The organism is Bradyrhizobium sp. YR681 (assembly GCF_000282615.1).
GTDB lineage: Bacteria > Pseudomonadota > Alphaproteobacteria > Rhizobiales > Xanthobacteraceae > Bradyrhizobium.
The window spans coordinates 57,501-70,468 of the sequence record NZ_AKIY01000183.1 but is presented as its reverse complement, the minus strand read 5'-3'; the positions used below and the strand labels follow the sequence as shown (position 1 = coordinate 70,468).

12 protein-coding genes (1 of these 12 only partly in view) are annotated in these 12,968 nt (G+C 64.5%); 10 read left to right on the top strand and 2 right to left on the bottom strand.

The features are described from left to right. Position 1 precedes the first annotated feature (1 nt). Positions 2-1,174, top strand: coding sequence for an acetyl-CoA C-acetyltransferase (locus PMI42_RS14770; RefSeq protein WP_008135370.1), 1,173 nt, complete (start codon positions 2-4; stop codon positions 1,172-1,174). A gap of 98 nt (positions 1,175-1,272) precedes the next feature. After that, positions 1,273-2,817: an acyl-CoA synthetase gene (locus PMI42_RS14765; RefSeq protein ID WP_008135369.1), complete on the top strand. Its 1,545-nt coding sequence runs from the start codon at positions 1,273-1,275 to the stop codon at positions 2,815-2,817. Positions 2,818-2,932: 115 nt separating this feature from the next. Here PMI42_RS14765 and PMI42_RS14760 read toward each other — a convergent pair whose 3' ends face one another. After that, on the bottom strand, positions 2,933-3,475 hold the full coding sequence (locus PMI42_RS14760; RefSeq protein WP_008135367.1) for a methylated-DNA--[protein]-cysteine S-methyltransferase: 543 nt from the start codon (positions 3,473-3,475) through the stop codon (positions 2,933-2,935). Positions 3,476-3,627: 152 nt separating this feature from the next. Between PMI42_RS14760 and PMI42_RS14755 the strand changes: the two genes are divergently transcribed. From PMI42_RS14755 to PMI42_RS14725, 7 genes are all read left to right on the top strand, one after another. Further along, positions 3,628-4,446, top strand: a complete 819-nt coding sequence (locus PMI42_RS14755; RefSeq protein WP_008135366.1) for an alpha/beta fold hydrolase — start codon at positions 3,628-3,630, stop codon at positions 4,444-4,446. A 2-nt stretch (positions 4,447-4,448) separates the two neighbouring features. Continuing rightward, complete coding sequence (locus PMI42_RS14750; protein WP_008135363.1) at positions 4,449-5,261, top strand: alpha/beta fold hydrolase; 813 nt, start codon at positions 4,449-4,451, stop codon at positions 5,259-5,261. A gap of 159 nt (positions 5,262-5,420) precedes the next feature. Then, a complete protein-coding gene (locus tag PMI42_RS14745; protein WP_008135361.1) occupies positions 5,421-6,098 on the top strand; it encodes a GntR family transcriptional regulator in 678 nt (225 codons plus the stop codon). A 131-nt stretch (positions 6,099-6,229) separates the two neighbouring features. After that, the gene (locus PMI42_RS14740; protein ID WP_008135359.1) at positions 6,230-7,030 is read left to right on the top strand and encodes a phytanoyl-CoA dioxygenase family protein; all 801 of its coding nucleotides are present in this window, start codon (positions 6,230-6,232) and stop codon (positions 7,028-7,030) included. A gap of 134 nt (positions 7,031-7,164) precedes the next feature. Continuing rightward, positions 7,165-8,478: an NAD(P)H-dependent oxidoreductase gene (locus tag PMI42_RS14735; protein WP_008135357.1), complete on the top strand. Its 1,314-nt coding sequence runs from the start codon at positions 7,165-7,167 to the stop codon at positions 8,476-8,478. Positions 8,479-8,918: 440 nt separating this feature from the next. Next, positions 8,919-10,010, top strand: coding sequence for a TRAP transporter substrate-binding protein (locus PMI42_RS14730; protein ID WP_008135355.1), 1,092 nt, complete (start codon positions 8,919-8,921; stop codon positions 10,008-10,010). A gap of 430 nt (positions 10,011-10,440) precedes the next feature. Next, positions 10,441-11,532: a TRAP transporter substrate-binding protein gene (locus PMI42_RS14725; RefSeq protein WP_008135354.1), complete on the top strand. Its 1,092-nt coding sequence runs from the start codon at positions 10,441-10,443 to the stop codon at positions 11,530-11,532. A 222-nt stretch (positions 11,533-11,754) separates the two neighbouring features. On the opposite strand, the gene PMI42_RS14720 is transcribed toward PMI42_RS14725, so the two are convergent. Next, positions 11,755-12,342: a hypothetical protein gene (locus tag PMI42_RS14720; RefSeq protein WP_008135352.1), complete on the bottom strand. Its 588-nt coding sequence runs from the start codon at positions 12,340-12,342 to the stop codon at positions 11,755-11,757. Positions 12,343-12,581: 239 nt separating this feature from the next. Between PMI42_RS14720 and PMI42_RS14715 the strand changes: the two genes are divergently transcribed. Next, on the top strand, positions 12,582-12,968 hold the 5' portion of the coding sequence (locus tag PMI42_RS14715) for a GFA family protein (RefSeq protein WP_008135349.1). Its footprint extends 12 nt past the window's final position; only the first 387 of its 399 coding nucleotides appear in the window; the start codon lies at positions 12,582-12,584; its stop codon lies off the right edge, out of view.

Here is a 12,968-nt window from a genome sequence, read left to right as displayed (position 1 = left end):
AATGGCCGAGGCTTACATCGTCGCCGCTGCGCGTACCGCCGGCGGGCGCAAGGGGGGCCGCCTCGCCGGCTGGCATCCAGCCGATCTCGCCGCCAAGGTGCTGGACGAGCTGGTTGATCGCACCAAGGTCGATCCCGCTTTGGTCGAGGACGTGATCATGGGCTGCGTGATGCAGGTCGGCGAACAGTCCAACAATGTCGCGCGCAACGCGATCATGGCCTCGAAGCTGCCGGAGAGCGTGCCGGGCACCTCGATCGACCGCCAGTGCGGCTCCTCGCAGCAGGCGCTGCACTTTGCAGCGCAGGCCGTGATGTCCGGCACCATGGACGTCGTGATCGCCGCCGGCGTGGAATCGATGACGCGCGTGCCGATGGGCCTGTCCTCGCAACTCCCGGCCAAGAACGGCTTTGGCAATTACAAGAGCCCGGGCATTGAGCACAAATATCCGAACATCGTGTTCAGCCAGTTCACCGGCGCGGAGATGATGGCCGAGAAGTATGGCCTGTCGAAGGATGATCTCGACGAATATTCCTACAACAGCCATCAGCGCGCGATCGCGGCCACGCAGGCCGGCCACTTCAAGAAGGAGATCGTGCCGCTCGAGATCACCCGCGCCGACGGCACCAAGGACACCCACCACATCGACGAGGGCATTCGCTTCGACGCCACGCTCGACGGCATCAAGGGCGTCAAGCTGATCGCCGAGAACGGCAAGCTCACCGCCGCCAGCGCCAGCCAGATCTGCGACGGCGCCTCCGGCGTGATGGTCGTCAACGAGCGCGGCCTCAAGCAGCTCGGCCTGACACCGCTCGCGCGCATCCACCACATGACCATGACCGGCGGCGATCCCGTCATCATGCTCGATGCGCCGCTTCATGCCACCAAGCGCGCGCTGGAGAAGGCCGGCATGAAGATCGACGACATCGACCTGTTCGAGGTCAACGAAGCCTTCGCCTCGGTTCCGACCGGCTGGCTGAAGACCACCGGCGCCGATCCCGCGCGCCTCAATGTCAACGGCGGCGCCATCGCGCTCGGCCACCCGCTCGGCGGCTCCGGCACCAAGCTGATGACGACGCTGGTCCACGCCCTGCACCAGCGTGGCAAGCGCTACGGCCTGCAGACCATGTGCGAAGGCGGCGGCATGGCGAACGTGACGATCGTCGAACGACTGTAAGAAGAAAAGCGAACAACAAATGGCGAGTGGCGAGTGGGGACAGGGAGCGGCTTCCGCCCCTGTCGCCATTCACCGCTCGCTTTTTTTGAGGAAACGCCATGACCCATCCGTCCATCTACGCCAGGACCGCGCCCGACAAGATCGCCTACCGGATGGCCAGCACAGGTAAGGCGATCACCTATCGCGAGCTCGACGAGCTCTCGAACCAGGGCGCAAACCTGTTCCGCTCACTGGGCCTGAAGGCGGGCGATCACATCGCGCTGCTGATGGAGAACCGTCTCGCCTTCATGGAGATCTGCTGGGCGGCGCAGCGCAGCGGGCTCTACTACACCGCGATCAGCCGCTATCTGAAGCAGGACGAGATCGACTACATTATCGGCGATTGCGGCGCCAAGGTCGTCATCACCACGCCGAAATGCGCCGACCAGATCAAGGCCCTGATCAAGGGCGCGCCCGGCGAGCCGGTCTTCTACATGGTCGACGAGCCGCAAGCCGGCTTCCGCTCCTATGACAAGGAAGCGGCCGCGCAGCCGACAACACCGGTCGCGGACGAGGTCGCCGGCTATGACATGCTCTATTCATCCGGCACCACCGGGCGCCCGAAGGGAATCAAGAAAGCCTTCGAGGGCAACAAGATCGACGTGCCGAATGCCTTCCTGCGGGTGCTCTGCGCCGACATGTGCGGCATGAACGCGGAGAGCACCTATCTCTCGCCGGCGCCGCTCTATCACGCAGCTCCGCTGCGCTTCAACATGATGGCGATCGTGCTCGGCGGCACCTCCATCATCATGGAGCATTTTGACGCCGAGGAGTTCTTGAAGCTGGTCGAGAAATACGAGGTGACGCAATCGCAGCTGGTGCCGACCATGTTCGTGCGCATGCTGAAGCTGTCGGACGAGGTCCGCACCAAGTACGACGTCTCGACACTCAAGGGCGCCATCCACGCCGCCGCCCCCTGCCCGGTCGACGTGAAGGCAAAGATGATCGAATGGTGGGGCCCGATCCTGATCGAGTATTATGCCGGCTCGGAAGGCAACGGCGTCACCGTCTGCAACTCGCAGCAATGGCTGGAACATCGCGGCAGCGTCGGCCGCGCCGTGGTCGGCAAGATCAAGATCCTGGACGAGAACGACGAGGAGCAGCCGGTGGGCGAGATCGGCACGGTCTATTTTGCCGACGCGCCCGCGTTCGCGTATCACAACGACCCCGAGAAGACGAAGAAGGCCTACAACGCAAAAGGCTGGTCGACGCTCGGCGACGTCGGCTATCTCGACAAGGACGGCTTCCTGTTCCTCACCGACCGCAAATCCTACATGATCATCTCCGGCGGCGTGAACATCTACCCGCAGGAGACCGAGGACGTGCTGATCACCCACCCTGATATCGCGGACGTTGCCGTGTTCGGCGTGCCGAACGAGGAGATGGGCGAGGAGGTGAAGGCCGTGGTGCAGCCGCACGACATGACGCGTGCGGGCAAGGAGCTGGAGGCCGATTTGATCGCGTTCTGCAAGACGCGTCTCTCCGCGATCAAATGCCCGCGCTCGATCGATTTCGAGGCCGAGCTGCCGCGCACGCCGACGGGCAAGCTGGTGAAGCGGCATTTGCGCGACAAGTATTGGCCGAAGACGGCGGCGAAAATTTAGGGCGGGATCCGTAGGGTGGATTAGCGAAGCGTAATCCACCTCTTCTCGCGCAGCGCCAAAAAGGGGTGGATTACGCCTTCGGCTAATCCACCCTACGACTCCGGCACAAACAGCCTCAATCGAACAAACTCGGCGTGTGATTCACCAGCGCGCCTTCGATCTCGAGCATCTTCAGCTTGGTCACCACGCCGCCATTGGCCGAGAAGCCGCCGGGCTTGTTGCCGGCCGCCAGCACGCGATGGCAGGGCACCACGATCGGGCACGGATTGCGGCCGAGCGCCTGGCCGACATCGCGCGACAGCTGGACGCCGCCGAGCTGTTTTGCGATATCGCCATAGGTGATGGTCCTGCCGGGCGGGATGGCGCGGGCGATCTCGTAGACGCCGCGGTTGAAATCGGGCACGCCGTCCAGATCGAGCGGGATATCGGTGAGGTCATCAGGCTCGCCCGCGAGCAGCTTGACGATGCGGTCGATCGCCTCGCGCACCTCGGCGGTCGGCTCGGCCTCGGTGGCGTCGGCATGGCGCTGGCTGATGCGGGTGCGGATCTTGTCCTCGCCGCCCATCGGCAGTTGCGTGCCGTTGATGCCGCGCGGGCCCCAGGCGATGGCGCAGAGGCCGATCCTGGTATCGAACAGGGCAAAATGCTGGTCGGTCATGTCTGGTTCCTGGCTTGCGTCCTTGTCGCATGCCCCCAATGTGATCTCGGCCTAAATCTAGGCTTGGAAATAGTTGCGATCCACCCGGTTTCCGGGAATCTTGCACAGGAGTTCCGCCCCCCTTTCGCGCGCCAACACTTCGAGAACCGAGAATGCAAAGCCTCCACGTCAACGGATACGACATGCCCTATCTCGACGTGGGCGAAGACCTGGGACGGCCGCCGCTGGTCTGCGTGCATGGCTCGCTCAACGACTTCCGCGTCTGGGGCTGCGTGCTCGGGCCGCTGACGCAGCGACACCGGGTGATCGCCGTCAGCCTGCGGCACTTCTTCCCGGAACGCTGGGATGGCGTCGGCGATACCTATTCGATCACCCAGCATGTCCAGGACGTCATCGCCTTCATCGAGACGCTCGACCTCGGACCGGTCGACCTGATGGGCCATTCCCGCGGCGGGCACATCTGCTTCCGCGTGGCGCAGCAGCGGCCGGATCTTCTGCGGCGGCTGATCCTGGCCGAGCCCGGCGGCGAGCTCGATGCGAGCCTTGACCCTGACTATGCCGGCGGCCCCTCGCCGCTGCTGGCGCGCTTCACGGCGTCGGCGGAGAAGATCGCCGCCGGCGATGTCGACGGCGGCCTTGCCGTGTTCGTCGACACGCTGGAGGGCCCCGGCACCTGGCCGCGGCTGCCGGCGATGGTGAAGCAGAATCTGCGCGACAACGCCTATACGCTGATCGGCCAGGTTCGCGACAACCGCCCGCCGTTCTCGAAGGCGGACGCGGAAGCGATCAGGATGCCGACGTTGTTCATCCTGGGTGCGCGGACCAAGGGCCTGCTGCCGAAGGTGCTGCATGCGCTGGCCGCGCATGTGCCCTATTCCAAGACGGCGATCATCCCGAACGCGACGCATCCGATGTTCGAGCAGGCGCCGCAAAAATACTCCGAAGTCGTTCTCGATTTCCTGGCGAGCTGATCATGCAGAGCTTTCGCGTCAACGGTTACGACATGGCTTATCTCGAAGTCGGAGACGGCCATCCGCTGGTCTGCGTGCACGGCACGCTCGGGGATTTCCGCACCTGGTATTCGGTGCTCGGCCCGCTGTCGAAGAACCATCGGGTGATCTCGGTCAGCCTGCGGCACTTCTTCCCCGAGCATTGGGACGCCGTCGGCGAAGACTACAAGATGGCGCAGCACGTCTCTGACATGATCGCCTTCATCGAGCAGGTCCAGCCTGGCCCGGTCGATCTGATGGGCCATTCGCGCGGCGGCCACATCGCGTTTCGCGTGGCGCAGGCGCGGCCCGATCTGCTGCGCAAGCTGGTGCTGGCAGAACCCGGCGGCGATCTCGACGCCAGCCTGCCCGTGCCGGACGGCACGCCGGCGCATCCGCCGCTGGCCGCGCGCACGGTGCGTTCGGTCGAGATGATCCGCGCGGGCGACATCGAGGGCGCGCTGCAGAATTTCTACGAGGGCATCGAGGGCGACGGCTCCTGGCGGCGCGTGCCGGCCGCCGCGAAGCAGCAACTGCGCGACAATGCGCTCACCTTCCTCGGCCAGATCAACGAGCAGCGACGGCCCTACACGCTCGCGGACGCGCAGGCGATCCGGACGCCGACGCTGCTGATCGGTGGCGGCGCCACCACCGGCAGCCTGTCGGTGATGTGGCGCGTCCTGGCCGAGCACATCGCGGGCAGCCAGACGGCGGTGATCGCCAATGCCGGGCACTGGATGTTCGAGCAGGCGCCGCTCGAGTTCGGCGACGCCGTCACGACGTTTCTGGCGGCATAGCAGTCGATTCCGCGAAAACAACCCCATGCACAGTAGGCGACTCTAGCGATATCAAAGGGTTAGAGTCAGCATCGGCCGCGACACCCTTCTTGACGGCGTCCTCCCTCCTGCGATACCTTCGAATACGGAATTCCGTATTCCTTTTCTGGAGCCGCCGCCGTGATCCCTCTCGACCCGCTCCCGAACCTGATCGACCAGGTCTATGCGCGAATCCTGGAGGCGATCTCCGACCGCACGCTTCAGCCCGGCCAGCGCATCCGCCAGAACGAGCTTGCCGACAAGCTCGGCGTGTCGCGCCAGCCGGTGTCGCATGCACTGCATCTGCTGCACCGGCAGGGCCTCGTCGCCGAGAGCGGCAAGCGCGGCTTCGAAGTCACCCAGCTCGATCCCGCGCGCATCCGCCAGCTCTACGAGGTGCGCGGTGCGATCGACGCGCTCGCGGCGCGGCTCGCGGCGATGCGCGCAGGCACCGACGCGGCCGGACGCGCGCGGCTCGAGACGGCGCTCGCCGCCGGACGCGGCATCGATCGCAAGACCTCGCTGGCCGAACTCATCACGCTCGACGTCGATTTTCATCGCGCCATCTATCAGCTCGCCGGCAATCCCGTGATCGAGGAGACGATCTCGCCGCAATGGCCGCATATGCGCCGCTCGATGGCGACGGTGCTGTCGGAGCTGGATTATCGCGGCAGCGCGTGGGCCGAACACGCCGACATCGCCAGACACATTCTCGCAGGCGACGCGAAAGCGGCTGAACGTACCGCGCTGGCGCATGCGCAGACAGCAGGACGGATGACCGAGGAAAGATTGAGGGCGACGGACGAGGCGGCGGCGTAGCTGTCATTCCGGGGCGACGCGCCGCGTCGAACCGGAATCCATCAGACGGCATACGCTGCGGAGAAATGGATTCCGGCCTCGCGCTTCGCGCGCCCCGGAATGACAACAAAAATCAAACAGGAGGACGACCCATGAAACTGTCTCAGGAGCAATTGGAGTTCTTCCACCGCGAGGGCTGGCTGTTCCTGCCCGAGCTGTTTGCCCAAGAGGAGGTCGATCTCCTCGCCCGCGAGGCGGTCGGCATCTATGACGCCAACCGGCCGGAAGTCTGGCGCGAGAAGAGCGGCGCGCCGCGCACGGCCTTTGCCGCGCATCTCTACAACGAGGCGTTCGGCATTCTGGGCGCGCATCCGCGCATGATCGATCCCGTGGAGCAATTGTTCGGCGAGCCGGTCTACATGCACCAGTTCAAGATCAACGCGAAATCGGCCTTCACCGGCGACGTCTGGCAGTGGCACCAGGATTACGGCACCTGGAAGCGCGACGACGGCATGCCCGAGCCGCGCGCGATGAACATCGCGATCTTCCTCGACGAGGTGATGCCGATCAACGGGCCCCTGATGCTGGTGCCGCAAAGCCAGCACGCCGGCGACCTCAAGGCCTCGCACGACCTTGCGACGACGTCCTATCCGCTGTGGACGCTGGACGAGGACACGGTGACGCGGCTGGTCAAGCAGGGCGGCATCGTCGCGCCGACCGGCAAGCCCGGCGGCATGCTGATGTTCCACGGCAATCTCGTGCACGGCTCCGCCGGCAACATCACGCCCTATCCGCGCAAGATCGTGTACCTGACGCTGAACGCGGTCTCGAATTACATCCGCACCCCCACGCGGCCGGAGTACATCGCGCACCGCGACTTTGCGCCGATCAAGACGGTGGAGGACGACGCGCTGGTGCGGCTTGCACGGGCACCGCGGCAGGCGGCGGAGTAAATTGTCATTCCGGGGCGGCGCGTAGCGTCGAGCCCGGAATCCATAACCACCATCGGGAGTATGGATTCCGGGCTCGCGACTTCGTTGCGCCCCGGAATGACGAGCTTAGATTGTTACGCCCAGGACATTTCCCCATGAACCTCTTTCGCCTCCTCCAGGCCCGCGCGTCCGCCGGCAAGCCCGTCCGTGTCGCGCTGATCGGCGCCGGCAAATTCGGCTCGATGTTTCTGGCGCAGGTGCCGCACACGCCGGGGCTGGAAGTGCCCATCATCGTCGACATCGACCGCGACCGCGCGCGCGAGGCCTGCCGCACGGTCGGCTGGACCGCCGAGCGGATCGCGGCCACGGTGTTTACCGATGACGGCGCGCGCGCCATCGCCGGCGGCGCGATGGACGTGGTGGTGGAGGCGACCGGAAATCCCGCGGTCGGCATCAGGCACGCACGCGCTGCGATCGCGGCGGGCAAGCATGTCGTGATGGTGAACGTCGAGGCCGACGTGCTGGCGGGCCCGCTGCTGGCCGAGGAGGCGCGCAAAGCGGGCGTGGTCTATTCGCTCGCCTATGGCGACCAGCCGGCGCTGACGGCGGAGATGGTGGACTGGGCCCGCGCCACCGGCTTTCGCGTGGTTGCCGCCGGCAAGGGTACGAAATACCTGCCGGCCTATCACGACGTCACGCCCGACGGCGTCTGGCAGCATTACGGACTGACCGCCGGAGAGGCGCAGTCGGCCGGCATGAACCCGCAGATGTTCAATTCCTTCCTCGACGGCACCAAATCGGCGATCGAGATGGCCGCGATCGCAAATGCCTGCGGCCTCGACGTGCCCTCGGAGGGGCTGCTGTTTCCGCCCTGCGGCGTCGACGACCTCCCGCACATCATGCGGCCGCGATCCCGCGGCGGCGTGCTGGAGCGGTCCGGCGTGGTCGAAGTCGTCTCCTCGCTCGAACGCGACGGAAGGCCGGTATTTCGCGACCTGCGCTGGGGCGTCTATGTCGTGCTGGAGGCGCCGAACGACTACGCCGCGGATTGCTTCCGGCAGTACGGCCTGAAGACCGACGGCAGCGGGCGTTTTGCCGCGATGTACAAGCCCTACCACCTGATCGGGCTGGAGCTGAACATCTCGATCCTCTCCGCTGCGCTGCGGGGCGAGCCGACCGGCCAGCCCTACAGCTTCCGCGGCGACGTCGCATCCGTCGCCAAGCGCGCCTTGCGCGCCGGCGAGATGCTGGACGGCGAAGGCGGCTACACGGTGTGGGGCAAGCTGGTACCGGCGGCCACGAGCCTGAAGGCGGGTGCCCTGCCGATCGGCCTCGCGCACCGGCTGAAGCTGAAGCACGACGTCGCCCATGGCGAGATCGTGCGCTGGAGCGATGTCGAGTTCGATGCGGCCAACGAGACGATCAGGACAAGGAAGGCGATGGAGGCGGCGTTCACCAAGGAAGGTTGAGGGGGGAAAAGACCACGACCACGGGCTCCCCACCTCCCCCGCTTGCGGGAGCGGTCGGCGCGTAGCGCCGGGTGAGGGCTCTCACCTCTGGGGGAGTCTCACTGTGGATGCACCCTCTCCCCAGCCCTCCCCCGCAAGCGGGGGAGGGAGCGCACTGCCTTCGGAGCTGCTGCCCAAAGAACCAGCAGCTCGCCGGTGCCCCCCGACTTTCGTCTGCCAGCGTTCGCAGCTGCGAGGGCGGCAGGAGGCTTGATTATCGCAGGGCGCCCGGCCATCCTCAGGCTGGAACCGCAACGCCCGGCTTCCAGCAAAAAAGAGCCCATCAGGGCCATTCGGAAACGCTCAACAATCTCAACAAGAGAACGTCGATCCTCGACGAAGCCAAGACGACACCAAGATCGTTCCCTGCTCGACGCATCGACGCAATGGAAGGGATACGCATGAAACGTCGTGATTTTCTCAAGGTGACGGGCGCGAGCCTCGCTGCAAGCACCGCCGTCGCCGCGCCTGCGATCGCGCAGTCGTCGCCTGAAATCAGGTGGCGCCACGCCACGAGCTGGCCGAAGTCGCTCGATACGCTCTATGGCGGCTGCGAATATTTCGCCAAAAAAGTTGCCGAGATCACCGATAACAAATTCCAGATCCAGCCGTTCGCGGCCGGCGAAATCGTCCCGGGCCTGCAAGTGCTCGACGCCGTGTCGAACGGCACCGTCGAGATGGGCAACACCGCGCTTTATTACTACTGGGGCAAGAACCCCGCCTTCACCTTCGCCACCGCGCTTCCGTTCGGACTGAACACGCGCCAGCAGATCTCCTGGCTGCTGTGGGGCGGCGGGCAGGAGCTCGTGAACGACCTCCTGAAGGAGCACAACGTCTACGGCATTCCGACCGGATCGACCGGCGCGCAGATGGGCGGCTGGTTCCGGAAGGAGATCAAGACGCTCGACGACATCAAGGGCCTGAAATTCCGCATCGGTGGCTTCGCCGGCACCATCATGGCCAAGCTCGGCGCGGTGCCGCAGCAGATCGCCGGCGGCGACATCTATCCGGCGCTGGAAAAAGGCACGATCGACGCGGCCGAATGGGTCGGGCCCTATGACGACGAGAAGCTCGGCTTCGTCAAGGTCGCGAAGTACTACTACTATCCGGGCTGGTGGGAAGGCACGAGCCAGGGCCACAACATCATCAATCTCGACAAGTGGAATGCGCTGCCGAAGCATTATCAGGCCGCGATCGATGCCGCCTCGCGCGATACCTTCACCTGGATCACCGGCAAGTACGACGCGCTGAACGCGCCGGCCTTGAAGCGGCTCCTGGTGGCGGGCGCGACGTTGAAGGCGTTCCCGCAGGACGTTCTCGAAGCCTGCTACGCGGCTGCCAACGAGACCTATGCCGAACTGTCCAAGACCAATCCGCATTTCGGCAAGATGTATGCGAGCCTGTCCGCCTACCGCGCCGAGGCGTTGCCGTGGTTTCAGGTCGCCGAGCTCAGCTTCGACAGCTTCATGATGCGGATGCGAACGAAGACGTGAGGCGCTGAGCCGTCCCCACGACTGGAGACGAAGAAGCCCCGGAGATGCTGCCATCTCCGGGGCTTTTGCTATTCCTATGCTCCTCATGGCCGGGCTTGTCCCGGCCATCCACGCCTGACCACGCAGCACAAAGAAGGTAGATGCCCGGGACATGCCCGGGCATGACGACTTTTCGTCGGTGCTCCCATCTCATGGATGAGACGCCCCCCTTCGCAACTGCGAGCGAACCGACGACGCTTGATTATCCCCGGGCAAGCGATCATCCTGACGACGGAACCGCAACGCACGGGATCCACCAAGAGCCCTGAAGGGCCGTCGGACACGCTCACACCTTCACCATAGCAAAACACAACGTCGGTTATCGGCGAACCCAAGACGACACGAAGATCGTTCCCTTAAGTCGAGCAATCGGCACAACGGAGGGATACGCATGAAACGTCGTGATTTCCTGAAAGTAACGGGCGCCGGGCTGGCGGCAAGCACAGCGGTTGCCGCGCCGGCGATTGCGCAGTCGTCGCCGGAGGTGAGATGGCGGCTCGCCGCGAGCTGGCCCAAGGCGCTCGATACGCTCTACGGCGGCTGCGAATATTTCTGCAAGCGCGTGGCCGAAGCCACCGACAACAAATTCCAGATCCAGCCATTCGCGTCCGGCGAGATCGTCCCGGGCCTGCAGGTGCTCGATGCGGTGTCGAACGGCACCGTCGAGATGGGCAACACAGCGCTGTATTATTACTGGGGCAAGAACCCCGCTTTCACCTTCGGCACGTCGCTGCCGTTCGGGTTGAACACGCGCGCGCATATTTCCTGGCTGCTGTTCGGCGGCGGCACGGAGATGCTCAACGACCTCCTGAAGGAGCACAACACGATCGGCATTCCGACCGGTTCGACCGGCGCCCAGATGGGCGGCTGGTTCCGGAAGGAGATCAAGTCGATGGAGGATTTCAAGGGACTGAAATTCCGCGTCGGCGGTTTTGCCGGCACGATCATCGCCAAGGTCGGCGGCGTGCCGCAGCAGATCGCGGGCGGCGACATCTATCCGGCGCTGGAGAAGGGCACCATCGACGCAGCCGAATGGGTCGGCCCCTATGACGACGAGAAGCTCGGCTTCGTGAAGGTCGCCAAATATTACTACTATCCGGGCTGGTGGGAAGGCACCGGCCAGGGCCACAACATCATGAATCTCGACAAGTGGAACGCGCTCCCGAAGCACTATCAGTCCGTGATCGAGATGGCCTCGCGCGACACCTTCACCTGGGTTACCGGCAAATACGATTACGTCAACCCGCCGGCACTCAAGCGCCTGCTGGTGGCCGGCGCGATCCTGAAGCCGTTTCCGCAGGAGGTGCTCGAGGCCTGCTACACCGCCGCGAACGAGATCTATGCGGACCTCACCAAGACCAACCCGCATTTCGGCAAGATGTACACGAGCCTGTCGGCCTTCAGGAACGAGTCGCTGGCGTGGATGCAGGTCGCGGAGCTGAGCTACGACAGCTTCATGATGCGGATGCGGACGAGGACGTGAGGCCGGTTCGCGGCGTCTAAAAACGACAAAAGCCCCGGAGATCTCTCCGGGGCTCTCTTTGGTCTGGACTCGGTCTCGTGCCCCGGACGCAGCGCAGCGTCCCTTCAACGGCGCGCTGCAGAGCCGGGGCCCATGCAACCGCAAGTCCGGAGCTCTCTGGGTCCCGGCTCCGCGCAGCAGCGTTTTACGCTGCAGTACGTCCGGGACACGAGCGTTGCGGGCTCAGTTCTCGTCATCCCCGAGCGCAGCAACGAGCTTGTCGTAATACTTGCCGACGAGCTCGATATTGCCCTTGTTCTCGACCTGCGGCGCCGGGGTCTTCAGCGCTTCATTGAGTTCGTCGAGGGCTTCCTTCTTGTCCTTGGCCGGCATCTTCTTGTCGGCCTGGAGCTGGGCGATCTGCGCCTTGATCACAGCTTCGGTGCCGACATATTTCTTCGTCGCGGGGTCGAAGCCGCCGAGCACCAGGCTGATGTTGTCGACGACGTTGTTGTAGTCGTCATAGCCCGTGAAGCCGAATTTCTTGGCGACGCCGTCGAGCTGGCCGATCACCTTCTGGTCGGGCGCGGAGTTTTCGGGAAGCTTTTCCGTGATCGCGTCCATGTCCTTCTGCGCCGCGAGCACGCTGTCGAGCTGCTTGTCGGTGAGCGCGATCTGCTTCAGCGCCGGCGCCTGTGCCGGCGCGGCCTCCTGGGCGGGCGCAGCCGGCTTGGCTTGCGCGAACGCGGTGCTGGAGGAAGCAAGCGATGCTGCGGACACAAGGCACGCGACGCCGAGCGCGGCGAGGGCGGGACGAAGCAATGCTGGCATGAGAGTCTCCTCCTTGAGGGGATGGTTGGTCTTGGCAGGTCGAAGGTCTGACAGATGGAAGGCTAGGGAACTCGAAATGAACTCCACATGAACTCTGCTAGTCAGCGATCATGGCTGAATGATCACAAGCCGGTGGAGGTCCTGGCGATCACCAAACATTGTTCTGCGTGCAATCCATCTGTTGTGCGGCGGGCACGCCTCGCCGATGCTCGGGCATATCAGGACGGAAAGAGACCAACATGCCGACCTATCGCGGATCCTGCCACTGCGGCGCGGTGACGTTCAGCCTCGTGTCAGACATCGAAGAGCTGACGACCTGCGATTGTTCGTTGTGCCGGCAGAAGAACGCGCTGATGACGAAGGTGCATGAGAGCGCGCTCACCGTTGAGAGCGGCGAAGATCTTTTGTCGATCTACGAATGGAATACGCACCGCGCGAAGCATTTCTTCTGCTCACGCTGCGGCATCTACGTTTTTCACCGCAAGCGCGCCGCGCCTGATCATTTCGGCGTCAACGTGTTTTGTCTGGAGGATTTCGATCCGGCCACGGTGCCGGTACGCGCGACCGAGGGCGCGGGGATGTCGGTGGTCGATCGCGATGCCCGGCGCCAATGGCGAGGACCGCGC